Origin of the sequence: Lachnoanaerobaculum saburreum DSM 3986, assembly GCF_000185385.1 — a bacterium.
GTDB classification, from domain to species: Bacteria; Bacillota; Clostridia; order Lachnospirales; family Lachnospiraceae; genus Lachnoanaerobaculum; species Lachnoanaerobaculum saburreum.
This window is the reverse complement of record NZ_GL622296.1, coordinates 2077252-2101354: the sequence shown is the minus strand read 5'-3', so window position 1 is coordinate 2101354 and position 24103 is coordinate 2077252. Positions and strand designations below refer to the sequence as shown.

The window sequence follows — 24103 nt, the reverse complement described above, 5'->3', positions numbered from 1 at the left end:
TTTTTCATGAAAAAAGCATGTGTTATTGGTCATTTTGGATTTGGCGAGAATTTGTTAAACGGGCAAACTATTAAGACAAAAAATGTAACGTTAGAGTTGGAGAAACAGTTTGGTGAAGATAAAATTATAAAAATTGATACACATGGTGGAATAAAATTATTACCTAATATTATTTTAAAGATGTTTAAAGCTTTTAAATATTCTGAAAATATTATTATTTTTCCGGCTCATAATGGTGTAAGGGTGTTTGTTCCGTTATGCAATATTATAAATATTTTTTTTAGGAGAAAATTACATTACATTGTTATAGGAGGATGGCTACCATCTTTCTTAAAAAATAGAAGTATATTAAAATGGGGATTAGGACAATTTTATTGTATATATGTCGAAACCGGCACAATGAAAAGAGCACTTGGTAAGCTTGGTTTAAATAATATTACAATATTGAAGAATTTTAAAAATTTTAAGATCTTATCAACTAGTGAGTTGAAAAGTACCTATGATAAACCATATAAAATATGCACTTTTTCAAGAGTGATGAAGGAAAAGGGTATTGAAGATATTGTTAGTGCAGTTATATCTATAAATAAAAAAAATAGAGATAAAATCTATACTTTGGATATATATGGGCAAGTGGATACTGAGCAAGTGGAATGGTTTGAAAAGGTTAAAAAAAGTTTTCCGGATTATATATCCTATAAAGGTGTGGTTAAATCTGATAAGAGTGTAGAAGTGCTAAAAAATTATTTTTTACTGGTATTTCCAACAAGGTTTTTTACTGAAGGAATACCGGGAACTATTTTAGATGCTTATGCAGCAGGAGTACCGGTACTTTCATCAAAGTGGGAAAGTTTTTTTGATGTAGTTGATGATGGGTATACAGGAATAGGATATGAATTTGGAGATGTAAAGGCATTGACAAAGATACTTGAACAAATCAGCTATGATCCTGAAAATATTATTGAAAAGAAATGTAAGTGTTTAAAAAAAGCAAATGAATATGTACCTGAGGTAGCCATATATTCACTGCTTAAAAGATTGTAAAAGTTAGGAGAAAGTAAAAGTGGGTATATGAAGAAAATAATATGTTACATAGATATTATGGCTAGTACCGGTGGGGCACAAAGAGTAATGAAAAATTTAGTTACTTATCTGATTGATAAGGATTATAGTGTGATATTAGTCAATGATTTTGATATTGGATATAAAGATTCATTTTATATACCGAATAAAGTAAAAAGAGTATATTTGAGGAAAAATAACATAGGTAATCCTATAACTAAAAACATTGAGAGAATAGTAGCACTAAGAGAATTAGTCAAAAGAGAAAAACCTGATATCATACTTTCATTTTTAGGTGCTCCAAATATTAGAGCAGTATTAGCAACAGTAGGTATAGGCATTAAAAAGGTTATATCTGTAAGAAATGATCCAAAATATGAATATGGAAAAAGTGTAATAAGTAATCTGGTTGTAAACTTATTGTTTGAACAAGTGGATGGATGTGTATTTCAAACGGATGACGCAAAATCTTATTTTAGTAAGAAATTACAATGTAAATCAAGAGTTATCCTAAATCCTGTAGATAAAGTTTTTTTTAACACTAAAAGAAATGAACACTGTCAAGGTATAGTTACATTTGGAAGGCTGGAAATACAAAAAAATCATAAGTTACTTATACAGGCATATTCAAATTTATTTAAAAAAGATAAAAATATTGAGGAGTTATATATTTATGGAGAAGGAAGTTTGAGAGGAGAACTTAAGAAGTTTATTTACAATAATAAACTTCAAAATAAAGTACATCTTTTAGGCAAAGTAAGCAATGTTGCAGAAATATTGTCAAAATCAAAACTTTTCGTTCTGTCATCAGATTTTGAAGGACTTCCAAATGCTTTAATGGAGGCTATGGCATGCGGAACTCCGGTTATATCAACAGATTGTCCTTGTGGTGGACCAAAGATGTTGATAAAAAATACAAATGAAGGAGTTTTAGTAAGATGTAATGATGTTAAAGATCTGGAAGATGCGATAGGTAGAGTTGTATATGACAAGGAAACACTAGAAAGAATGTCAATTGGAGCCAGAGAAAGAGCAAAAAGTTTTGAGCCATCAAAAATATTCAGTGAGTGGGAAGAGTATTTGAATTTAATTGGATAAAGGTATGATAGTAAGAATGAAATTAAAAGAAAAAAGCAATAAGTTAACTCAAATACTTATGTCAGCTCTTATAGCATCATTTTATATTTTTGGAGAAAATTCATTTGGGTCTATAATTTTATTTATTATAGCTATCATGATTTTTATTGCAATGGCAGTTGAGTATAATTTTCGAATTCCTGTTAAAATTGAATATTTTCATAAAGTTATACTTATATTTACATTATATTGTTTCATTTCTGCAACTTGGGCAATAAGAGCAGATTATGCAATTGAAAAAGGCGTAACATTAATAAAAATATTGGTGTGCATGTCAATATTATATTCATATTATTCAGTTAGAAGAAATGCACCGGAAGAGTTATTTTCTGCACTATTGTGGGCCAGCCTTATAGTGGTGTTTTATTCTTACATATTTTATGGAAAAGATTTAATTATAGGTATCATCTTAAGAGGTAAAAGATTAGAAAATACTTTTTCTAATGTGAATGCAATAGGCATGATAAGTGGTGTAATGATTATAATTTCCATGTTTAAAGTTATTTATGATAAGTGTATGAAATATTTAATTTTTGATATACTGGCAGTTATTTTAATATTGGCTACCTCAAGTAGAAAAGCATTATTAATGGTATTTATAGGTGTATTTTTATTATTTCTCTTCAAGAATTTCAATAAGAATATATTTAAAGATATGTTCAGAATTGTAGTTATATCAATAATTGCTTTTTTCTTGATACGTTGGATGATGTCATTAGAAGCTTTTTCAGGGATAGGAAAACGTATGAATGGAATGATAGCACTGTTTACAGGAAAAGGTGCTATTGATTCATCATCTTGGCTTAGATATGAATATATAAAATTAGGCATTGATATATTCAAAAAAAATCCTGTTTTTGGTGTCGGAATGGGAAATGCACGTTTATTTGTTGCAAGCAATTATGGACATGATTCCTATTTGCATAACAATTATGTGGAGTTATTGGCTGATGGAGGTATATTTGGATTTATTATTTACTATTATATATATTATATAATAATAAAAGATTTAATCAAATATTTTAGATATAGAGAGAAGTATACAGTTGTAGTAATTGTTTTAGTATTAATGCAACTTATAATGGATTATGGAAGTGTAAGTTATTATTATAAGAATGCTATTTTCTATTTTCTTATTTTCTTTATATGCATAAGAAAAATGAAGGAGAGAAAAAGGAGTGGAACAGTTTCATTTGATTAAAAGCGGGATAAAATTTGTATTGGATTCAAAGTATAGATTTGTTTATTTATCAGGTAAGGGAGTATATAACAATGTTGCAGATGATGAATATTTAAGAAGAAAATTTTATGCAAAGCTTGGGTATAGACTAAACCTTTCAAGTCCCAAGACATTTAATGAAAAGATCCAGTGGCTAAAATTACATGATAGAAAACCTGAGTATGTAAAAATGGTAGATAAGTATGAGGCAAAAAAATATGTAGCATCAGTTATTGGAGAAAAATATATTATTCCTACAATTGCATGTTGGGATGATGTAAATGATATAGACTGGAAGAAATTGCCAAATCAGTTTGTGCTTAAGGTTACGCATGATTCCGGTGGGATTGTTATATGCAAAGATAAGAAAAAGCTTGATATAAAGAAGGTAGTTGGACGACTGAAAAAAAGTATTAAGCGTGATTACTATATGTTGCATCGTGAATGGCCGTATAAGAATGTACCAAGGAGAATAATCGCAGAAGATTACATGTCTGAAAACAGTGAAGAGCTGACAGATTATAAATTTATGTGCTTTGACGGTGTATGTAAGTGTATTTTCACCTGTACAGACAGATATTCCATTGGCGGTTTAAAAGTAACATTCTATGATACTAAATGGAATATATTACCATTTGAAAGGCATTATAAGGCACTTAAAGAGCCGGAAAAGAAGCCGGATAAACTTGATGAAATGATTAGTTTGGCTGAGAGACTGTCTCAAAATATTCCATTTGTTAGAATTGATTTCTATCTGATAAATAAAGAAATTTTTTTTGGTGAGATAACTTTTTATCCGGGGAGTGGATTTGAAGAGTTTACACCTTTTAAATGGGATGAGATATTAGGTAGTTGGATAAACTTACCACAGGTGAAGAAAATATGAAGATAATTATAGGAGCTGACTTTGTACCGACAAAAAATGAGAAATATTTTATTAATGCCGATTGGAAGTATTTAATAGGTGAAGATTTAAGAAGAATTCTTGAAGAATCAGATTATAGAATTTTTAATTTAGAGGTACCACTTTGTACAAACAAAACGCCTATTGTAAAATATGGACCAAATCTTATGGCATCTACCGACTCAGTTGCTTTGTTTAAGGCATTGAAAATAGATTTATTTACACTAGGGAATAACCATATTATGGATCAGGGTGAAGATGGACTTAAGTCAACAATGAAAACGTTGAGTGAAGCAAAAATCTCTTTTGTTGGTGCAGGAAAGAGTAAAATTGATGCATCAAAATCATTTATTGTTGAAAGAAATGAATTTAAATTAGGTATCTATGCTTGTGCAGAACATGAATTTTCATGTGCAGACTATAATAAGGCAGGAGCAAACCCCTATGATCCATTGGAAACATATGAACAGATTTATGATTTAAAAGAACATTGTAATTATGTAATAGTATTGTATCATGGAGGAAAGGAACATTATAGATATCCGTCACCTGATTTGCAGAAAATTTGCAGAAAATTTATTGATAAAGGAGCAGATTTAGTTGTATGTCAACATAGTCATTGCATAGGATGTGAGGAGAAATATAATAATGGAACTATTGTATATGGGCAGGGAAATTTTTTGTTTGACAGAAGTGATATAGATGAATGGAAAACAAGCTTACTTATTGCAGTTGAAAATGGTAACGTTTCATATATTCCACTAAAAAAGCAAGATGATAAGGTTAGATTAGCTTCTAAAATAGAAAGTGAGCAGATTCTACAGGGATTTATGAAGCGTAGTCTTGAAATAAAGAACAAAGAGAAGGTAAATACTAACTACAACCAATTTACATCTGAGTTGATATACGACTATTTATGGACATTGAGCGGTGCCAGCAAATCTATAGTACTTCGTTTTATAAATAGGATGTCCGGATATAAATTTTATAAAAAGTATCTTGATAAAAAATATAATCTGGCGTCTATTTTGGCAATACTTAATTATTTTGAGTGTGAAGCACATAGAGAAGTAATTATAAATGCATTAAAAAATAAAGTTTATAGATCAGAGGAGGATTTGAAGTGAAAAGAGTGCTTATGGTTTCCTGTGAAGGCTTAGGAAATGGTGGTGTTCAAGCAGTTATGATGAATATTATAAGAAATATGCATAAAGAATACCTTTTTGATATGCTTTTATTTACTTCAGAAAAAAGACACTATGATGATGAGTTTCTGACATATGGTGGGAAAATTTATAGAATTCCAAGATATGAGGGGAGTAATAAACTAAGAAAGAAGATAGATTACTATATTAGAGGTGGTAATTTATATAGAGGAGTAAGGAAGTTAATAAAAGAAGAAGGACCGTTTGATATTATTCATTGTAATGCAGAGTTTGAAAGTGCTCCAATTATGAAAGCGGCATCGGAATTTGGTATTCCAATAAGAATCACACATACGCATATTATTTCCCAAAAAAATAATTGTATTGCTACATATTTAGAAAATCATAGAAAAAAGGTTATAGATAAGTATGCGACTAAAAAAATTGGGTGTTCACTTGAAGCATGTAGATCATTCTTTTTAGAGGGCACAAAGGCTACTGTAATTAACAATACTTATGATGAGAGTAGGTTTAATCCGAAGTTATATAGTTATTTTGAGGAAGATAGATTGCATATTATACAAGTTGGCAGTTTTTGCACCACAAAAAACCAATTATTTAGTGTAGAAGTACTTTATCAAATACAAAAACGAATTAAAAATGTTCATTTGTCATTTGTAGGATTTGACATGGAAGGATATGAAAAGCTTGTTAAAGACAAAATTGAACACTTGAACTTAGAAAAGTATGTATCTTTTTATCCAAGTGATACAAATATTCCACAGTTGCTTGCAAAATCGAACGCTTTTATATTTCCATCGCTACATGAAGGATTTGGGATTGCTATCATTGAAGCACAAGCTATGGGAGTTAGATGTTTTGCATCAGACAGTGTTCCTAAAGCAACAGATTGTGGTGGTGTGATATTTATAGAACTAGATAAGGGTGCTAAAGTATGGGCTGATAAAATTATTGAATCATATAGGAAATATGGAAATAGTAAAATAGAATGTGATGTATCAGACTATGCTGTAGAGAATGTAATAAAAACTTACAGGAAATTATATGAAGGAAAATAGATATAAAAATAAGAATACTGGTATTTAATAATGCTAATAATATTGAATAAAAGAATTTAGATATTTAGAAAGGTATGTTGACAATAGAAGGAGTAATCAATAAGGGCCTTTGTTGAGTCAAAATAGGTAATAAATGGAATTGAACTATTCAAGAACAAAAAAAACTATGCTAAATGCAATTACAAGCTTAGCAGATCATTTTATAATACTTATAATTAAATTTGCCTCTAGATATATTTTTATTTTTACATTGGGAAAACAGTATTTAGGTGTTAGTGCACTTTTTTCGAGTATTATAGCTATACTTTCATTAGCAGACTTAGGTTTTGGAGTTGCCTTACCTCAGGCACTATATAAGCCATTAGCTAAAAAGGATGAGAAACGTGTCTGTACAATACTTAATTTTTACTCAAAAGTATATGTAGTAATTGCAATAGTTGTAATTGCTGTTGGTATTATTTTACTTCCATTTTTGAGGTGGATAATTGTAGATAAAGATACAATAGGAATCGAACATATAGACACTATTTATATATTGTTTATATTACAATCGGCAGTTTCATATCTATTTATTTATAAGAAGACTCTTTTTGCCGCTGACCAGAAAGATTACTGTATTACATTAATAGAGTCTGTGACAAGTATTGTATCTACTTTATGTCAGATTGCAGTATTGTTGCTAACACATAACTATTTGTTGTATCTTATAATATCGATAATTGCTATTGTCTCTCAAAATATATTTATTTCAAAAAAATGTGATAAATACTATCCCTTTTTAAAAGGGATAAAATCAGCTGATAAATTGAGAACATCGGAAATAAAAGTATTATCAAAGAAGATATATGCACTGTTTATTTACAAAGCATCAATTGCAGTAGAAAATGGGACAGACAATTTGGTGATGACAGCAATATGTGGAATAATTATAACAGGTTTATGTTCAAATTATACTCTTATAATTAAATCAGTAGCAAGTATATTGATGAGAGCTATGGCAGCTGCAACAGCATCAATAGGCAATGTAATAGCAACAGAAAATAAGGAAAGTACATATAAGATTTACTCTTGGCTTGACTTTATAGGGTTTTGGGTTTATTCAGTTTGTGGAATATGCATGGTTATTTTGATAAATCCATTTATAAAATTAGTATTAGGTTCGGAATACTTGATTGGAATGAGTACTGTGGTTATTTTGTGTACAAATTTTTATATATGTGGAACGCAAAGTGTTAACTCAAATTTTAGGAATGCATATGGACTATTTTATGAAGGAAGATACAGACCAGTATGTATGATAATAGTAAATGTAGTGTCATCAATAATATTGGCTAAATATATAGGGATTACAGGTATTTTTATTGGTACACTTTTAAGTAGAATATTTACAGTTGGTACATTTGACCCATTTATAGTATTTAAGTATGGATTAGAAATACCGTTGGTAAATTACTATAAAGCACATGGAATATATCATATCATTACATTTATTGTTGGATTTGTTTTATTTTTTATATTTGAAAAATGGACAACACCTTCACTGGTATGGTGGGCATTAAAGGCAATGTGTTTGTTTATATCTATTAATATAGTGTATATTATTTTGTTCTTTAGACATAAAGCATTTATAGAATTGAGGATAAAATTTAGTAATCTTTTTAAGAAGGTACTGAATAGAAGATTGAAACAAAGTGACGATATGTTGTCTTAGAGTAGAAGTTTTTATTATTTTAGTAAGGAATAATACTATAATGCTTGAGCTTACTATGAAATTTGTCCAAAGTTAGTAATGGATATAGTGACGGATGAATAGGAGTTTTATTATACTAAGATTAATAAGAAAAGAGTATCAGATGTTTACAATAAGTAAAGTTGTATCCAATAAAAAATTTCACATGTGATTATATTAATAATGTAGCGAGGTAATATTATGAGAGCAAATAATGTTATTTTGAAAGATAAAACAGTCTTAGTCACCGGTTCTGCCGGATTTATAGGCAGCAACCTGGTTATTGAACTGCTAAGGACACAACCTTGTGTTCATATTATCGGTATTGACAATATAAATGACTACTATGATGTGTCAATCAAGGAGTGGCGTTTAGAGCAGATTGAGAAGGTTGCTGGTGAATGTAGTGATTCAGGTTGGACGTTTATTAAAGGAAATATAGCAGATAAAGAACTTATCAATAGAGTATTTGATGAGTGTAAGCCTTCAGTAGTTGTGAATTTGGCAGCACAAGCCGGAGTTCGCTACTCTATAACAAATCCTGATGCATATATTGAGAGTAATATTATTGGATTTTACAATATATTAGAGGCCTGTAGACACTCATATGACAATGGCAATATAGGTGTAGAACATTTGGTATATGCATCATCTTCATCAGTATATGGATCTAATGAAAAGGTTCCATATTCTACAGATGATAAGGTGGATAACCCTGTTTCTTTGTATGCCGCTACGAAGAAGTCTAATGAATTATTGGCTCATGCATATAGTAAGCTTTATAATATTCCGTCTACCGGACTTAGATTTTTTACAGTTTATGGGCCTGCCGGAAGACCTGATATGGCATATTTTGGATTCACCAATAAACTTCTTAATGGAGAGAGTATTGAGATATTTAACTATGGAAAATGTAAAAGGGATTTTACATTTATAGATGATATTGTAGAGGGAGTAAAAAGAGTTATCAAATCTGCTCCGGAAAAGAAAAACGGTAATGACGGTTTACCATTGCCACCTTATGCTATCTACAATATCGGAAACAGTAATCCTGAGAATTTACTTGATTTTGTAGATATATTACAGCAAGAATTGGTTAATGCAGGAGTATTGTCTAAGAACTATAATTTTGAAGCTCATAAGAAATTGGTACCTATGCAGCCCGGAGATGTACCTATTACGTTTGCAGATACAAAGGCATTTGAAAATGATTTCGGTTTCAAACCACATACAAATTTAAGAGATGGTATTAGAAAGTTTGCACAGTGGTATAAAGAATTTTATAAGATTTAATATCAGGAGAGTTATATGAAAATAGCAATAGCAGGAACAGGATATGTAGGCTTATCAATTGCCACTTTGTTAGCACAACACAATGAGGTGGTGGCGGTGGATATTATTGCCGAGAAGGTTGATAAAATAAATAACAGGATAAGTCCGATTCAGGATGAGTATATTGAAAAGTATTTTAAGGAAAAAGAACTTAATCTTAGGGCTACTTTGGATACAAAGGAGGCTTATACCGATGCGGATTTTGTGGTGATAGCGGCTCCGACAAACTATGATACACAGAAGAATTTTTTTGATACTTCGGCCATTGAAAATGTGATTGAGTCTGTTATAGATTACAATCCGGATGCAATCATTGTAATAAAGTCTACTATTCCTGTGGGATATACGGATAGTATTAGAAATAAGTATCACTGTGACAATATTCTTTTTTCTCCGGAGTTTTTAAGGGAGTCAAAGGCATTATATGATAACCTATATCCTTCAAGAATAATTGTGGGAACGGATACTATGAATGCAAGGCTTATGAAGGCGGCGGACACTTTTGCAAATCTTTTAAAGGACGGTGCCGTTAAAGAGGATATAGATATATTGCTTATGGGATTTGCCGAAGCTGAGGCTGTAAAGCTTTTTGCAAACACATATCTGGCACTTCGCGTATCTTATTTTAATGAGCTTGATACCTATGCGGAAATGAAAGGACTTAATACAAAGGAGATTATAAGCGGAGTCTGCCTTGATCCTAGAGTCGGTGAGCATTATAATAATCCTTCTTTCGGGTATGGCGGATATTGTTTGCCAAAGGATACCAAGCAACTTTTGGCAAATTATGAGGATGTACCTCAAAATATGATTTCAGCTATTGTAGAGTCCAATAAAACCAGAAAGGAATTTATTGCCGATCAGGTTTTACAAAAGGCGGGATATTATGATTATGGTGAAGACAGTGCATATGACCCGTCTATGGAAAGGGATGTGGTCATTGGTGTTTACAGGCTTACTATGAAGTCTAATTCGGATAATTTTAGAGAGTCTTCTATACAGGGCGTTATAAAGCGAATTAAGGCTAAGGGAGCCAAGGTAATCATTTACGAGCCGACACTTGAAGACGGTACTACTTTTTTTGGAAGCAGAATTGTAAATGATATTGAAGTCTTTAAAGAAGAAAGTGATGCTATTATTGCCAACAGATATGATGAATGTCTAAATGATGTAAATGCAAAAGTGTATACAAGAGATTTGTTCGGAAGAGACTAGAATTTACTCATATCATTACAAGTAAATGTAATAACTATTGTACTGCAAAATACTATACAAATAATGACAATTGTGGTAGTATAAATATATGAGGAGGTTCTGTTATGGCACAAATTAGCTTTAGAGTTGATGATGAAATAAAAAAGAAGGCAGAGAGAACATTTGATGATATTGGAATTAGTATGTCTGCAGCAATTAATATTTATTTAAAAACAGTAGTGCGCGAGAATCGTATACCTTTTGAGCTGTCTGCCGATCCTTTTTATTCAGATGAAAATATGTCAAGACTTAGAGAGTCTATAAGGCAGGTAAGAGATGGAGAAAAGAAGTTAACTGAGCATGAAATTATAGAGGTATAGTTTATGCAAAAAGTATGGAGCGAAGAAGCATGGGAGGATTATTTATACTGGCAATTGCAGGATAAGAAAACTTTAAGGAAGATAAATCAGTTAATAAAGGATATTGAAAGAAATGGTTACAACTGTAGTGGAAAGCCGGAACCATTAAAGGCAGATTTAGCAGGATACTGGAGCGTAAGGATTGATAATAAAAATAGAATTGTATTTAGTATAAATAAAAATTACTTAGAAATTTGGCAATGCGGCTCACATTATAGAGACAAATAAACAATCGGCTGTAGGAATTTCCTACAGCCGATTGTTTTATATCCTTATATTTTCTCTTGCCTCGCGGTTTATCGGCAGCGGTATCTTTGCATAGATAAGTTGGTAGATAACATAGGACAGTATAGTGGCACCTACGACATCAAGGAAAGAGTGTTGTTTTAAAAACAGTGTGGACAGGCATATGGATATCATTATTACAAATGATATTACCTTTACCTTCATGTTGCTGTAGAAGAATCTTGACCTTACAACAGCTACATGAGTGGCTATTGAATTGAAGACATGAATACTTGGAAATACATTGGTAGGTGTATCGGTTCTATATATAAAAGCTACCATATGTGTAAAGATATTCTTGTTCGGGTCAAGGTTCATAGGTCTAAGGTTGGTTCCGTTTGGGAATATTTGGCAGATAAACAGTGATATACTCATGCCGAGTGCCAGATATAGACCGAATCTATAGAACTCATCCACATCTTTGAAAAAAAAGAAGAAGAGTGCGGACGACACATATACAAACCATATAAAATATGGGATGATAAAGTATTCGTTGAACGGAATAAGATTGTCCACCCAAGTGTGCATTATATGATATTCACTGACTACGGTTCTTTCAAGATACATATACCATGGCAAGTATATGAAAGTATACAAGAAAACCCAAGCATGCTTATATTTTTTAAAAAATTCTATTATTATTTTCATAATGTCTCCCCAATACCTTAACATAGTAACAGATACCTGTTACTTGATTGTATAGCCATATGGAGAATAATTCAAGTGAATTAACAAAACAGATATTACGATTTCTTAAAGAAAAAATAAAAAAGCACCGGTTCAGTGCTTTTCTATTATATATTTTGCCTCATCTTCACTGATACCGCAGTCTGAAGCGCTCCATCCGTTTTTTAAAAGCCCATATATTCTAATTTCACGATCGCTTAAATCATTCTTTTTTTTAGCTATATGTACTCTGACAGAGATGATAATTATAAGCAACAGTATAAGACCTATTGTACCTGATACTATAATTATACTTTTCTTTGAAATACTGAGCATTACATTTGAAAAACTTTGAGTCTTATTATTTACAGTATTTGTATGATTCGGATCATTTGGTGAGGTAGAAGCAATTTCACTTGTCATCTTGCTTGCAACAGTCTCATAGTTTGCATTTTTATTTGCGAGTATATCTACAGAGCCTATAGGTCTGCCGTTATAAGTATAGTCTATCTTGCAAAGCGCATTGGCAGAAAGGCCTGAAGTCTGCTCAAAGTCCATTGTTGACGCCACATCTGCGATATCCGCATCATTTGGAAGAGTGACGGATGCGTTGTCATCCGGTTCTATAGTATACTCATTAAAATTAGGTATAAGCGTAAGATTGCTTTTAAAGCTTGTACCGATACTTGACGATTTCAGTTTTATATCTTTAAAGTTGGCAAAACCGAAGTCAAGCAGGCTTTGAGTATCAATATAATGTGTCTTGTTACCGTTTAACACTACTGTAATAAGCCCTATCTTATCAGTTCTGGCATATGTCACCAGTGTATTTCCGGCTAAGGTGGTATAACCTGTTTTTCCACAGATGGCATTCTTATAGTAATTGCCTGAATTTTTCCTCAGCATGGAGTGGTGACTGTAAAGCGTCTGACCGGTCGGAACTCTGCTTGTAGGCGGTAGATTATAATATGTTGCAGAGTCTATCTCTGTAACAGTAGGATTTTTAAAAGCCGCACGGCTGATGAGTGCGTAGTCATAGGCGCTTGTGTAGTGTTCCGGGTCATTAAGACCGCTCGGATTTGCAAAATGTGAATCCTTACATCCAAGTGAAGCGGCTTTATCATTCATCATTTTTGCAAAGGCGTCAATGCTTCCGGCTGTATGTTCAGCCAGTGCATTGGCTGCTTCATTGGCTGACTGTAAAAGCATGGCATACAGACAGTCTCTTACAGTAAGTGTATCGCCTACATCTATACCTGCACTGGATGAACCGGACTCCACATTGTACACTGCGTTTCTTGAAAAGGTGACTGTGTCATCTAAGTTACAATTTTCCACTACTATCAGGGCTGTCAGAATCTTTGTGATACTGGCGGGATAGTAATGCTCATGCATGTTCTTACCATATATAACCGCTCCCGAGTCTGCATCCATAAGTATTGCACCTTCCGACAAAACATTTACATTTTCCGGCCAGTCCACATATGCAAATGCTTTCAGCGGCAGGATAAACATGGTAATCAATGCTAAAAAAAGTGTTAGAGTTATTTTTTTGAGATTTTTTATTTTTGCATTCATTCTTATATTATGCATCTATTATGTGAATTAGTAAAGTAAAAGAATTATGAATATTTTAAAACAAATATTTGTACTTATAAGGTATGAAGTATCAGCATTAGGTGTTAGGCTTATAAACTTATGTTAATTGTCAATTCCATATTGCCAGTATGCCAGAGAGATATTATAATGGAAATATTGTGTTGCGATTTTTCAAAAGAGATATCGCCATATTTATGTAGGACATATTGCTTTTATGAAAGGGAAAGATATGAAATATGATGTAATGATAATAGGAGCAGGACCGGGAGGAATCTTTTCTGCTTATGAACTCATAAATCAGGACAGCTCACTAAAGATTGCAGTCTTTGAGTACGGTAATCCTCTTGAGAAGAGACATTGCCCGATAGACGGTGATAAAATAAAGTCCTGTATCAATTGTAAGAGCTGTGGTATCATGAACGGTTTTGGCGGTGCAGGTGCATTCTCTGACGGAAAGTATAATATCACAAATGAGTTTGGCGGCACTTTGCATGAATATATCGGAAAGAAAAAAGCTATTGAGCTTATGAACTATGTGGACGGAATAAATGTAAAGTATGGCGGCAGTAAAACCAAGTTATATTCTACAACCAACTCCGATATAAAGAGGCTTTGCCTTCAAAACAATTTGCATCTGCTTGATGCAAGTGTTCGTCATCTTGGAACAGATATAAATTATGAGGTACTTGAAAATATCTATGCCTACCTTAAGGATAAGGTGGAGTTTCATTTTGCAACACCTATAAAGAAAATAGAAAAGCTTGAGAAAGGGTATAAACTCTACTCAAAGGATGATGAGTTTTGTGGAGATAAATGTATAGTATCTGTAGGCAGAAGCGGAAGTAAATGGATGGAGGAGATCTGTAAGGATCTTAAGATTCCTACCAAGTCAAACCGTGTGGATATCGGTGTAAGAGTGGAGCTTCCTGCCGAGATCTTTAATCATCTTACAGATGAGCTGTATGAGAGTAAGATTGTATACAGGACTGAGAAATATCAGGATCTTGTAAGAACATTCTGTATGAATCCTAAGGGTGCCGTAGTAAATGAAAATACAAACGGAATTGTTACTGTAAACGGACACAGTTATGAGGATCCGGCTCTTCAGACTGAGAATACCAATTTTGCTCTGCTTGTTTCAAAGCATTTTACTGAGCCGTTTAAAGACAGCAACGGTTATGGAGAGAGTATTGCCAGACTGTCAAATATGCTTGGCGGCGGTGTAATGGTGCAAAGATTCGGAGATCTTATCAGAGGCCAAAGAAGCAGTGCAGGCAGACTGAATAAATCATTTATGACTCCGACTCTGACTGCAACTCCGGGAGATCTGTCACTGGTTATTCCGAAGAGAATCCTTGATGATATCATTGAGATGATTTATGCACTTGATAAGATAGCACCGGGTACTGCCGGTGATGAGACACTGCTTTACGGTGTTGAGGTTAAGTTCTACAATATGGAAGTAGAGCTTGATAATAATCTTGAGACTCTTCACAAGGATCTGTATGTAATAGGTGACGGCAGCGGTGTTACACATTCGCTTTCACATGCCTCGGCAAGCGGCGTATTTGTGGCAAGACATATATTGGGAAAGTAGATAGATAATCATTATATATAGAAAATAACAGAGGGCATATCTATAAAACAAATATATGATATAAATATATTTAAAAAAACTATATAGAAATCTAGTATTTTTAGTGCAGATATACAAAATCTGCACTTTTTTTAGTATACAAGAATATTTTTCAGTGTTAAAATATATAAAAATGTTTTGGAGGAAATTATGAACATCAAAAGTGAAATCAGTGTTGACAAGGTAAGACAGGATGCGGAAGACAATTACAGAAACGGCTATTTTTGTTGCGAGGCTCTTATGGCGGCAATTGTAGACAATTTTGAGATGGATGTACCGAGAGAGGTTATAGCTATGTCATCCGGTATGGCTGTAGGTGCCGGAAAGAGCGGCTGTATGTGTGGAGCGTTAAACGGCGGTATTATGGCTCTTGGTATGGTTTTCGGCAGGACCGAGCAGAACGGTCCGAAGGATCCTAAGGTAGTCAAGTGCATGGAGCTCACACATGAACTTCATGACTATTTCAGAGAGGCTAACGGAAAACATTCCAACTGTTGTAGAGTGCTTACAAGGGAGTTTGATATGGGTGCCGGAGAACATAAGGAACAATGTATCAGGTTTACAGGGATTGCAGCTAAGAAGGTTGCGGAGATTATAGTGCGTGAAAAGGGACTGAAAAATTTAGATAAAGAGTAAGAGGGGAATATGAATTTTTTAAAACGAGTACCGTTGCCTTTAAGCGGTGTTGCACTTGGTTTTGCAGCACTTGGAAATCTGCTTGCAGCTTATAATATGTCTTTTAAGGTAATATGTGGAGTTTTGGCATTTATAGGACTGATATTGATAACAGGCAAGTATTTATCCGATATTGAAGCTTTTACTACAGATATGAAAAATCCTGTGATTGCAAGTGTTTCGGGAACTTATACTATGGCCTTAATGCTTTTAGCGGTATATATAAATTCTGTAGTTCCCGCATTTGCCATAGCATTGTGGTATATAGCTGTCGTGCTTCACTTTATATTGATGATTTATTTTACTTTAAATATAGTTTTGAAGATAAAGATACCTGATGAGATGATGAAGATAGCAGCCAGCTTTTTTATCGTATATGTCGGAATAGCGGTGGCTTCAGTAACTGCGCCGGCTTTTAAAAATATGGCACTTGGTCATATCTGCTTTTGGATAGGATTTATACTCTATATACCCTTCTTTATATATGTTTCATATAGATATATAAAGCTTGGAAATAAAAAGATTGAGGCTAAGGCACTTGCCTGTATATATGCGGCACCTGCAAGTCTTTGTGTGGCAGGTTATATCGGTTCTTTTGAGCAAAAAAATATATTATTTCTTGGCGGACTTTATATTTTTTCATTGCTTATGTACCTGGTGGGAACAGCAGTTGCAATTGATCTTTTTGTCAGCTTTGTAAAGAATAATGACTTTAGGTTTTATCCGAGTCTTGCAGGACTTACTTTCCCGTTTGTAATCAGTGCCATTGCAACAAAGCAGTTTAATGCGGTGCTTACTAAGACGGATATACAGATGTGGATTCGACCGGTGTTGCCGCTTATCTTTAATATAGAGCTTGTTATTGCAATACTTGGAGTAATATTTGCAGCCGTATGTTTTGCAAGACATGTATTTTTTTCAGGAGTTAAAAGTTAAGACGTCCGGTAAGTCCGGATAGTGGTACTGTCTGTTGTACAGGCAGTATTTTTGATGAATTTTTTTTTTTAATATGCTATAATCTTTGCGAAAACTTGGGTAAACCCTGAGAGTTGGTTTTATATATTGGTTATGAAAGGTGCATATGGAGAAAAGAGATACAATTACAGAGATATTTGGGGCTAATGTATTTAATGATGAAGCAATGCAGGTATATTTGCCGAAGGCGGTATTTAAAAAGCTTAAAAAGACTATTGAGGACGGGCTTGAACTTGATAATGATATTGCGGATTCTGTGGCTCATGGGATGAAGGAGTGGGCTATAGACAGAGGTGCCACACATTACACTCACTGGTTTCAGCCTTTGACAGGTGTAACTGCAGAAAAGCATGATTCCTTTATTTCCGCACCGAAAAACGGCAAGGTCATAATGGAGTTTTCCGCTAAAGAGCTGACAAAGGGGGAATCGGATGCTTCAAGTTTTCCTTCAGGAGGTCTTAGAGCAACATTTGAAGCCAGAGGATATACGGCATGGGATTGTACTTCTCCAGCATTTTTAAAGAAGGATTCACTTGGAGTAACTTTATATATCCCTACAGCGTTTTGTTCATACAGGGGTGAGGCACTTGATAAAAAGACTCCGCTGCTTCGTTCAATGCAGGCTATAAACACACAGGCACTTAGGATACTCAGACTTTTCGGAAATACGACATCACATAGAGTTGTGCCTTCTGTAGGTGCCGAACAGGAGTATTTCATAGTAGACAGAGATAAGTATTTGAAAAGAAAGGATCTTATATATACAGGCAGAACACTGTTTGGAGCAATGCCGCCAAAGGGGCAGGAGCTTGAGGATCACTATTTCGGCTCCATCAGAGAGAGGATAGCTGCATATATGAATGATATAAACCATGAACTCTGGATGCTCGGTGTGCCTGCAAAGACACAGCACAATGAGGTGGCACCGGCTCAACATGAGCTTGCACCTGTATATGAGCAGGTCAATGTGGCTGTGGATCACAATCAGGTGACTATGGAAACTATGAAAAAAGTGGCAGGAAGACATGGGCTTACATGTTTGTTGAATGAAAAACCTTTTGCAGGTGTAAACGGTTCAGGAAAGCACAACAATTGGTCATTGACCAGTGATGACGGTATAAATATGCTAAATCCCGGAGATACGCCACATGAGAATATTCAGTTTTTGCTTGTACTTGCATGTATTCTAAAGGCGGTTGACAGACATGCGGATCTGCTTCGTGAGTCGGCAGCCTGTGTCGGCAATGACCATAGACTTGGGGCGGATGAGGCACCTCCTGCGATTATCTCGGTATTCCTTGGAGACCAACTTGAAGATGTCATTGATCAGCTTTGTTCTACAGGTGAGGCCACACATTCTATTAAAGGAAGTAAACTTAGAACGGGTGTGACGACATTGCCGAATTTTGATACTGATGCTACAGACAGGAACAGAACGTCACCATTTGCATTTACAAATAACAAGTTTGAGTTTAGGATGGTAGGTTCTTCAGATTCTATAGCTTCTCCCAATATTGTACTTAATACAATAGTGGCGGAAAGTTTTAAGGAAGCGGCAGATGTGCTTGAAGTGGCAGAGGACTTTGAAGAAGCGGTACATGATATGATAAAAAAACTCTTTAGCAGCCACAGAAGAATTATATTCAATGGAAACGGTTATTCAAAGGAGTGGGTAGAGGAGGCAAAAAGGAGAGGGTTGTCAAATCTGCCAAGTATGATTGATACTATTCCTGCTTTGGTTTCTGAAAGTTCTATAAAACTTTTTGAAAGTTTTGAGGTATTTACAAGAAAAGAACTTGAGTCAAGGATGGAGATAGAGTATGAGGCATACTCAAAGGCAATCAATATAGAAGCAAAGGCTATGATTGATATTGCGGGAAAGTCTATAATACCTGCGGTTATAAGGTATACAACAAGGCTTGCAGACTCTATTATTAAGTTAAAGACTGCAATGGTTGATATAGAACCTTATGCACAGAGTTCCATTCTGATAGATGTGAATGAACATTTAAAGAGTGCAAAGCTTGCTCTTGAAAACTTGATAAAGCTGATGGATGATGCAGTAGAGATTACAGAAGCGGATAAGCATGCCGGATATATGCGCAAGGTGATTGTGCCGGCTATGGAAGAGCTTAGAAAGCCTATTGACGAACTTGAAATGATAGTGGATAAGGATCTTTGGCCGATGCCGAGCTATGGTGATCTTTTATTTGAGGTGTAATGATGATAAAAGCTGTTGTTTTTGACTTGGACGGTACATTACTTAATACATTAGAGGCATTGTCGTACTGTATAAGTCTTACTATGGAGCATTTCGGACTTAAAAGTATAGATAAAGAACATACAAGATACTTTGTAGGTGAGGGTGCAAGGAAGTTTGTAGACAGGGCTCTTATATATAACGGTGATAAAAAACTTAAGCTTGCAGATAAAGCTTATAAAGTATATGATGAGATTTTTGCAAGGGATTGTTTAAAGGATGTTAAGCCATATGACGGTATTTTGGAGCTTTTGAGTAATCTGAAAAGTATGAATATAAAGACTGTTGTATTGTCCAACAAGTCACAGGCGGGTGTGGAGAAAAATATTTATACAATTATAGGAGAGGGAGTTTTTGACAGTATATATGGAGAGAGGCCGGGAATTCCGAAGAAACCTGATCCTACCGCACTGAATCTGATAATAAAAGAGCTGGGAGTTTCAAAGGATGAAATACTCTATGTAGGTGATACCGCTACAGATATGCAGACTGCCGTCGGTGCGGGGGTAAAAAGTATCGGTGTACTTTGGGGTTTTAGAGATGAAAAGGAATTAAGAGAAAATAAAGCGGATTATATTGTAAAAAGACCTTGTGAAATACTTGAAACAGCGAAAAAAATATGAAAAGGCTTTATCTTAAAGTTTTAAAATAAAGCCGTGATTTTATTTTTTCAGCATTGATATAAATTTGATAAGTGAGGGATTGAAATTTTTTTCATCATAGAGGAATACAATCTCTCTTTTCGGTATATGAAGGTCAGGCGGCATTTCAATTTCCACCAATGTGCCTTCTTCCAATTCTTTTTGTATAAATTCTTTGATAACACAGGCTATTCCTATACCTGTCTTTGCAAACTCTATCAGAAGCTCCATATTGCCGGTTTCTATAGACTGATTCAGGTGCAGTTTGGAACCCTCTATACAGCTGTCAATAAATCTTCTGGTGGCATTATTTTTATCAAGCAGCATTATATTGCCGTCTCTTAGAGGGTTGAAACTTTTGTCAAAGATATGTTTCAGGCTGCTAAGGTAGGCGGGAGTTGCAACAAATATATCATGTATTTCCATAATATTTATATAGGACATACTTTGAGTTTTGGCAGGCTTTGCCACAAGCCCTATATCAATCTTGTTTTCTGAAAGAAGTAAAGAGGTTTTATCTGATGACTGTGTGAAAATGCTTACCATTGTATGCGGATTTTCTTTCATAAACTTGTTAAGGTATGGCAGTAAGATATATTTGCAAAGTGTATTACTGGTACCTATGGTTATTTTTCCTATATTAAATTGTTTGATTTTGGCAAGATGAATCTCACCGGCTTCTATAGCTGAAAATGCATTCTGCAAATATTCATAGAATATCTGTCCCTCAGGTGTGAGGCTGACACCCTTTGATGTCCTGGTAAAAAGGGCGATTTCAAGGTTTTCTTCCAATCTTAGAATAGATTTTGAGATGGCAGGCTGACTTATATATAGCAGCTTTGCTGCTTTTGATATACTGCCGGCTTTAGCCACTTCAAAAAATATCCGATATTGTGCTAAGTGCTGTTCCATATTCCTCCGGATAAATTAATCAGTATAACTATATGTAATACTTGATATATTTAATTTATATCGCTATTATATCATTTGATATGTTACAATCAACATTATTTGAAAGAAAAGAGGAAAAAATATGGGAATGACTATGACACAGAAGATTTTAGCTGCCCATGCAGGTCTGGACTTTGTTGAGCCGGGTCAACTTATTGAAGCAGATTTGGATCTTGTGCTTGGAAATGATATCACATCGCCTGTGGCAATAAATGAGCTTAAGAAATTTGAAAAAAAAGATGTCTTTGACAGCACCAAGATAGCTCTTGTAATGGATCACTTTGCTCCGAACAAGGATATCAAGTCAGCCCAGAACTGTAAGACATGTAGAGACTTTGCAGATGACAACAGTATAATAAACTTTTTTGATGTAGGTAGAATGGGCATTGAACATGCACTTTTGCCTGAGCAGGGGCTTACTGTGGCAGGAGATTGTATAATAGGCGCAGATTCACATACCTGTACCTATGGTGCTTTGGGTGCATTTTCAACAGGTGTGGGTTCTACAGATATGGCTGTAGGAATGGTGACAGGTAGGGCTTGGTTTAAAGTTCCAAGTGCCGTCAAGTTCAACTTAAAAGGTAGATTAAATAAAGATGTATGCGGTAAGGATGTAATACTTCATATTATCGGAAAGATAGGTGTAGACGGAGCACTTTACAGATCAATGGAATTTGCAGGTGAGGGTGTATCATCACTTTCTATGGATGACAGATTTACTATTTGCAATATGGCAATAGAAGCAGGCGGAAAAAACGGTATCTTTCCTGTAGATGATATAACTTTGGATTATATGAAAGAACATTCAAACAGAGGTCCGAAGATATTCAAAGCGGATGAGGATGCGGTATATGATGAGGTGATAGATATTGATTTGTCGACGCTTAAGCCTACAGTGGCATTTCCGCATCTGCCTGAGAATACAAAAGAAATAGGAACTTTCAGCGATATTAAGATTGATCAGGCTGTAATAGGCTCATGTACAAACGGTCATATCTCAGATCTTAGAAGTGCCGCCACACAGATGAAGGGCAAGAAGGTGGCTAAGAATGTGAGATGTATTGTAATACCGGCAACACAGGAAATATATAAGCAGGCTATAAAAGAAGGACTTGTAGATATCTTTATAGATGCGGGTGCAATAGTTTCAACTCCTACCTGTGGACCATGTCTTGGCGGATATATGGGAGTTTTGGCGGCAGGTGAGAGATGTATTTCTACTACAAACAGAAACTTTATAGGTAGAATGGGTCATGTGGAGTCTGAGGTTTATCTGGCTTCTCCGGCAGTGGCGGCAGCCAGTGCCATAGCAGGCAAGATTGTAGGACCGGCAGTTTAGGATAGGAGGGAAATATGGAAGTAAGAGGTCATGTATTTAAGTATGGTGAGAATGTAGATACAGATGTTATAATCCCTGCAAGATATTTAAATGCTACAACAGGTGATGAGCTTGCAAAGCATTGTATGGAAGATATTGATAAGGACTTTGTAAATAAAGTGCATAAGGGAGATATTATAGTTGCAAGAAAAAACTTCGGATGCGGTTCATCCAGAGAACATGCTCCCTTAGCTATTAAGTCAAGCGGTGTAAGTGTAGTGATTGCAGATACATTTGCAAGGATTTTTTATAGAAATGCTATTAATATCGGACTTCCTATAATTGAGAGTCCGCAAGCTGCGGCACAGATAAATGAAGGTGATGATGTAAAGGTTGACTTTGATACAGGAATTATTACTGATATAACTACGGGCAAGACTTATAAAGGTCAGGCATTTCCTGAGTTTATGCAAAATATTATTAATGCCGGCGGACTTATAAACTATGTAAACAATAAGAATAAATAAATTAAAGGGGCTGAAATTTAGCCCCGATTTTTTTTATTTCTCTTTATTAACTTGTGCCATCTTCATTGCTCTTACCTTTAGCGGCAGACCGAACAGTGTGATAAAGCCGTCCGCATCATGGTGGTCATATAGATCACCTGTGGTAAATGAAGCAAGTGATTCAGAATATAGTGAGTATGGAGAGGTTGTTCCTGCTTTTATAATATTGCCCTTGTAAAGCTTTAGCTTAACTTCGCCTGTCACATACTGCTGTGTAGACTCTACAAAGCTTTGTATAGCCTCACGAAGCGGTGTAAACCATTTACCTTCATATACTATCTGTGCAAATTTGTTACCCAGATCCTTTTTTACTTCAAATGTTGCTCTGTCAAGTACAAGTTCTTCAAGTGCGGAATGTGCCTCCATAAGTATTGTACCTCCAGGAGTCTCGTATACACCTCTTGACTTCATTCCTACAACACGATTTTCCACTATATCGACTATACCGATACCGTTTGCACCGCCAAGCTCGTTTAATTCTGTAATAATCTCTGAAACTTTCATCTTCTTACCGTTTAGAGCTACGGGAACACCTGCCTCAAAGCTTAGAGAAATTTCAGTTTCCTTATCAGGAGCTTTTTGTGGGGTCACACCAAGCATAAGTATATGATCATAGTTCGGTTCTTTGCCCGGATCTTCAAGCTCAAGTCCCTCATGGCTTATATGCCACAGATTTCTGTCACGGCTGTAGCTTGAGTCGGCAGAGAACGGCAAATCAATGCCATGTGCTTTACAATATGCTATTTCATCTTCACGTGACTGCATTGTCCAGATATCGGTCATACGCCAAGGTGCGATAATCTTAAGATCCGGTGCCAAAGCCTTGATGCCAAGCTCAAACCTGATCTGGTCATTGCCTTTTCCTGTAGCACCGTGGCAGATGGCGACAGCACCTTCTTTTCTTGCCACTTCCACAAGTTTTTTTGCAATACCCGGTCTTGCCATAGAAGTTCCAAGCAGATATTTGTTTTCATATACAGCACCTGCCTGTACACATGGAACGATATATTCGTCACAGAACTCATCAATCATATTTATAATGTAGAGTTTTTCTGCACCTGACAATTTGGCACGCTCTTCAAGACCGTCAAGTTCATTGCCCTGACCGCAGTCTATACAACAACAGATTACATCATAATTAAAATGTTCTTTTAACCAAGGTATGATAGCGGTAGTATCAAGACCTCCTGAGTATGCCAATACAACTTTTTCCTTTGCCATAAAGCCTCCTATGTATAAAAATACGAATAAAATATATTATTATACTTTGTAAATGTTTATTACTATAAAATACATTCATAAATATACAAT

Annotated in this window: 22 protein-coding genes; 18 read left to right on the top strand and 4 right to left on the bottom strand. The window is 34.7% G+C overall.

Annotation, left to right across the window (positions count from 1 at the left end):
• Positions 1-6: 6 nt before the first annotated feature.
• The 11 genes from HMPREF0381_RS09635 to HMPREF0381_RS09585 all read left to right on the top strand — a co-directional run bounded on the left by HMPREF0381_RS09635 (position 7) and on the right by HMPREF0381_RS09585 (position 11448).
• Positions 7-1044: a glycosyltransferase gene (locus tag HMPREF0381_RS09635; protein ID WP_008751786.1), complete on the top strand. Its 1038-nt coding sequence runs from the start codon at positions 7-9 to the stop codon at positions 1042-1044.
• Positions 1045-1071: 27 nt separating this feature from the next.
• Positions 1072-2160 (top strand): glycosyltransferase, encoded by a 1089-nt coding sequence (locus HMPREF0381_RS15605; RefSeq protein ID WP_008751785.1) that lies wholly within the window; start codon positions 1072-1074, stop codon positions 2158-2160.
• 4 nt (positions 2161-2164) lie between these two features.
• Positions 2165-3400, top strand: coding sequence for an O-antigen ligase family protein (locus tag HMPREF0381_RS09625; RefSeq protein ID WP_154647096.1), 1236 nt, complete (start codon positions 2165-2167; stop codon positions 3398-3400).
• Complete coding sequence (locus tag HMPREF0381_RS09620) at positions 3378-4304, top strand: ATP-grasp fold amidoligase family protein (protein ID WP_008751783.1); 927 nt, start codon at positions 3378-3380, stop codon at positions 4302-4304. The genes HMPREF0381_RS09625 and HMPREF0381_RS09620 overlap by 23 nt, the downstream gene beginning before the upstream one ends.
• Positions 4301-5449: a CapA family protein gene (locus HMPREF0381_RS09615; RefSeq protein ID WP_008751782.1), complete on the top strand. Its 1149-nt coding sequence runs from the start codon at positions 4301-4303 to the stop codon at positions 5447-5449. The genes HMPREF0381_RS09620 and HMPREF0381_RS09615 overlap by 4 nt, the downstream gene beginning before the upstream one ends.
• On the top strand, positions 5446-6546 hold the full coding sequence (locus tag HMPREF0381_RS09610; RefSeq protein ID WP_008751781.1) for a glycosyltransferase: 1101 nt from the start codon (positions 5446-5448) through the stop codon (positions 6544-6546). Before HMPREF0381_RS09615 ends, HMPREF0381_RS09610 begins: the two co-directional genes overlap by 4 nt.
• Positions 6547-6679: 133 nt before the next feature.
• Positions 6680-8257, top strand: coding sequence for a lipopolysaccharide biosynthesis protein (locus HMPREF0381_RS09605; protein WP_008751780.1), 1578 nt, complete (start codon positions 6680-6682; stop codon positions 8255-8257).
• A 219-nt stretch (positions 8258-8476) separates the two neighbouring features.
• Positions 8477-9568 (top strand): NAD-dependent epimerase/dehydratase family protein, encoded by a 1092-nt coding sequence (locus HMPREF0381_RS09600; protein ID WP_008751779.1) that lies wholly within the window; start codon positions 8477-8479, stop codon positions 9566-9568.
• Positions 9569-9583: 15 nt separating this feature from the next.
• Positions 9584-10822, top strand: coding sequence for a nucleotide sugar dehydrogenase (locus HMPREF0381_RS09595; protein ID WP_008751778.1), 1239 nt, complete (start codon positions 9584-9586; stop codon positions 10820-10822).
• A 104-nt stretch (positions 10823-10926) separates the two neighbouring features.
• Positions 10927-11181 (top strand): type II toxin-antitoxin system RelB/DinJ family antitoxin, encoded by a 255-nt coding sequence (locus tag HMPREF0381_RS09590; protein WP_008751777.1) that lies wholly within the window; start codon positions 10927-10929, stop codon positions 11179-11181.
• A gap of 3 nt (positions 11182-11184) precedes the next feature.
• Complete coding sequence (locus HMPREF0381_RS09585) at positions 11185-11448, top strand: Txe/YoeB family addiction module toxin (RefSeq protein ID WP_008751776.1); 264 nt, start codon at positions 11185-11187, stop codon at positions 11446-11448.
• A gap of 36 nt (positions 11449-11484) precedes the next feature.
• Here the strand turns inward: HMPREF0381_RS09585 and HMPREF0381_RS09580 are convergent, their stop codons facing one another.
• Both HMPREF0381_RS09580 and HMPREF0381_RS09575 read right to left on the bottom strand, forming a co-directional pair.
• Entirely contained in the window at positions 11485-12153 is a 669-nt protein-coding gene (locus HMPREF0381_RS09580) for a phosphatase PAP2 family protein (RefSeq protein WP_040461353.1), read from the bottom strand.
• Between the two features lie 132 nt (positions 12154-12285).
• Entirely contained in the window at positions 12286-13749 is a 1464-nt protein-coding gene (locus HMPREF0381_RS09575) for a D-alanyl-D-alanine carboxypeptidase family protein (RefSeq protein WP_008754701.1), read from the bottom strand.
• Between the two features lie 250 nt (positions 13750-13999).
• Here HMPREF0381_RS09575 and HMPREF0381_RS09570 point away from each other — a divergent pair, with 250 nt between their 5' ends.
• The 5 genes from HMPREF0381_RS09570 to HMPREF0381_RS09550 all read left to right on the top strand — a co-directional run bounded on the left by HMPREF0381_RS09570 (position 14000) and on the right by HMPREF0381_RS09550 (position 19939).
• Positions 14000-15367, top strand: coding sequence for an NAD(P)/FAD-dependent oxidoreductase (locus HMPREF0381_RS09570; RefSeq protein WP_207635186.1), 1368 nt, complete (start codon positions 14000-14002; stop codon positions 15365-15367).
• A 189-nt stretch (positions 15368-15556) separates the two neighbouring features.
• Positions 15557-16042 (top strand): C-GCAxxG-C-C family protein, encoded by a 486-nt coding sequence (locus HMPREF0381_RS09565; protein WP_008751772.1) that lies wholly within the window; start codon positions 15557-15559, stop codon positions 16040-16042.
• Between the two features lie 9 nt (positions 16043-16051).
• Positions 16052-17017, top strand: coding sequence for a TDT family transporter (locus HMPREF0381_RS09560; RefSeq protein ID WP_008751771.1), 966 nt, complete (start codon positions 16052-16054; stop codon positions 17015-17017).
• Positions 17018-17162: 145 nt separating this feature from the next.
• Entirely contained in the window at positions 17163-19277 is a 2115-nt protein-coding gene (locus HMPREF0381_RS09555) for a glutamine synthetase III family protein (protein ID WP_008751770.1), read from the top strand.
• Positions 19277-19939: an HAD family hydrolase gene (locus HMPREF0381_RS09550; RefSeq protein ID WP_008751769.1), complete on the top strand. Its 663-nt coding sequence runs from the start codon at positions 19277-19279 to the stop codon at positions 19937-19939. The genes HMPREF0381_RS09555 and HMPREF0381_RS09550 overlap by 1 nt, the downstream gene beginning before the upstream one ends.
• Positions 19940-19978: 39 nt before the next feature.
• Here the strand turns inward: HMPREF0381_RS09550 and HMPREF0381_RS09545 are convergent, their stop codons facing one another.
• Positions 19979-20869, bottom strand: a complete 891-nt coding sequence (locus HMPREF0381_RS09545) for a LysR family transcriptional regulator (RefSeq protein WP_008751768.1) — start codon at positions 20867-20869, stop codon at positions 19979-19981.
• A 121-nt stretch (positions 20870-20990) separates the two neighbouring features.
• On the opposite strand from HMPREF0381_RS09545, the gene leuC reads away from it, so the two are divergent.
• Positions 20991-22247: a 3-isopropylmalate dehydratase large subunit gene (gene leuC, locus HMPREF0381_RS09540; RefSeq protein ID WP_008751767.1), complete on the top strand. Its 1257-nt coding sequence runs from the start codon at positions 20991-20993 to the stop codon at positions 22245-22247.
• Between the two features lie 14 nt (positions 22248-22261).
• Entirely contained in the window at positions 22262-22753 is a 492-nt protein-coding gene (leuD, locus tag HMPREF0381_RS09535; RefSeq protein ID WP_008751766.1) for a 3-isopropylmalate dehydratase small subunit, read from the top strand.
• Positions 22754-22786: 33 nt separating this feature from the next.
• On the opposite strand, the gene HMPREF0381_RS09530 is transcribed toward leuD, so the two are convergent.
• The gene (locus tag HMPREF0381_RS09530) at positions 22787-24013 is read right to left on the bottom strand and encodes an argininosuccinate synthase (protein ID WP_008751765.1); all 1227 of its coding nucleotides are present in this window, start codon (positions 24011-24013) and stop codon (positions 22787-22789) included.
• Between the last annotated feature and the right edge of the window lie 90 nt (positions 24014-24103).

Coding starts and splice junctions, on each gene's coding strand:
- HMPREF0381_RS09635 (WP_008751786.1), top strand. CDS start 7: ATGAAAAAAGCATGTGTTATTGGTCATTTTGGATTTGGCGAGAATTTG.
- HMPREF0381_RS15605 (WP_008751785.1), top strand. CDS start 1,072: ATGAAGAAAATAATATGTTACATAGATATTATGGCTAGTACCGGTGGG.
- HMPREF0381_RS09625 (WP_154647096.1), top strand. CDS start 2,165: ATGATAGTAAGAATGAAATTAAAAGAAAAAAGCAATAAGTTAACTCAA.
- HMPREF0381_RS09615 (WP_008751782.1), top strand. CDS start 4,301: ATGAAGATAATTATAGGAGCTGACTTTGTACCGACAAAAAATGAGAAA.
- HMPREF0381_RS09605 (WP_008751780.1), top strand. CDS start 6,680: ATGGAATTGAACTATTCAAGAACAAAAAAAACTATGCTAAATGCAATT.
- HMPREF0381_RS09600 (WP_008751779.1), top strand. CDS start 8,477: ATGAGAGCAAATAATGTTATTTTGAAAGATAAAACAGTCTTAGTCACC.
- HMPREF0381_RS09595 (WP_008751778.1), top strand. CDS start 9,584: ATGAAAATAGCAATAGCAGGAACAGGATATGTAGGCTTATCAATTGCC.
- HMPREF0381_RS09590 (WP_008751777.1), top strand. CDS start 10,927: ATGGCACAAATTAGCTTTAGAGTTGATGATGAAATAAAAAAGAAGGCA.
- HMPREF0381_RS09585 (WP_008751776.1), top strand. CDS start 11,185: ATGCAAAAAGTATGGAGCGAAGAAGCATGGGAGGATTATTTATACTGG.
- HMPREF0381_RS09580 (WP_040461353.1), bottom strand. CDS start 12,153: ATGAAAATAATAATAGAATTTTTTAAAAAATATAAGCATGCTTGGGTT.
- HMPREF0381_RS09575 (WP_008754701.1), bottom strand. CDS start 13,749: ATGAATGCAAAAATAAAAAATCTCAAAAAAATAACTCTAACACTTTTT.
- HMPREF0381_RS09570 (WP_207635186.1), top strand. CDS start 14,000: ATGAAATATGATGTAATGATAATAGGAGCAGGACCGGGAGGAATCTTT.
- HMPREF0381_RS09565 (WP_008751772.1), top strand. CDS start 15,557: ATGAACATCAAAAGTGAAATCAGTGTTGACAAGGTAAGACAGGATGCG.
- HMPREF0381_RS09560 (WP_008751771.1), top strand. CDS start 16,052: ATGAATTTTTTAAAACGAGTACCGTTGCCTTTAAGCGGTGTTGCACTT.
- HMPREF0381_RS09555 (WP_008751770.1), top strand. CDS start 17,163: ATGGAGAAAAGAGATACAATTACAGAGATATTTGGGGCTAATGTATTT.
- HMPREF0381_RS09550 (WP_008751769.1), top strand. CDS start 19,277: ATGATGATAAAAGCTGTTGTTTTTGACTTGGACGGTACATTACTTAAT.
- HMPREF0381_RS09545 (WP_008751768.1), bottom strand. CDS start 20,869: ATGGAACAGCACTTAGCACAATATCGGATATTTTTTGAAGTGGCTAAA.
- leuC (WP_008751767.1), top strand. CDS start 20,991: ATGGGAATGACTATGACACAGAAGATTTTAGCTGCCCATGCAGGTCTG.
- leuD (WP_008751766.1), top strand. CDS start 22,262: ATGGAAGTAAGAGGTCATGTATTTAAGTATGGTGAGAATGTAGATACA.
- HMPREF0381_RS09530 (WP_008751765.1), bottom strand. CDS start 24,013: ATGGCAAAGGAAAAAGTTGTATTGGCATACTCAGGAGGTCTTGATACT.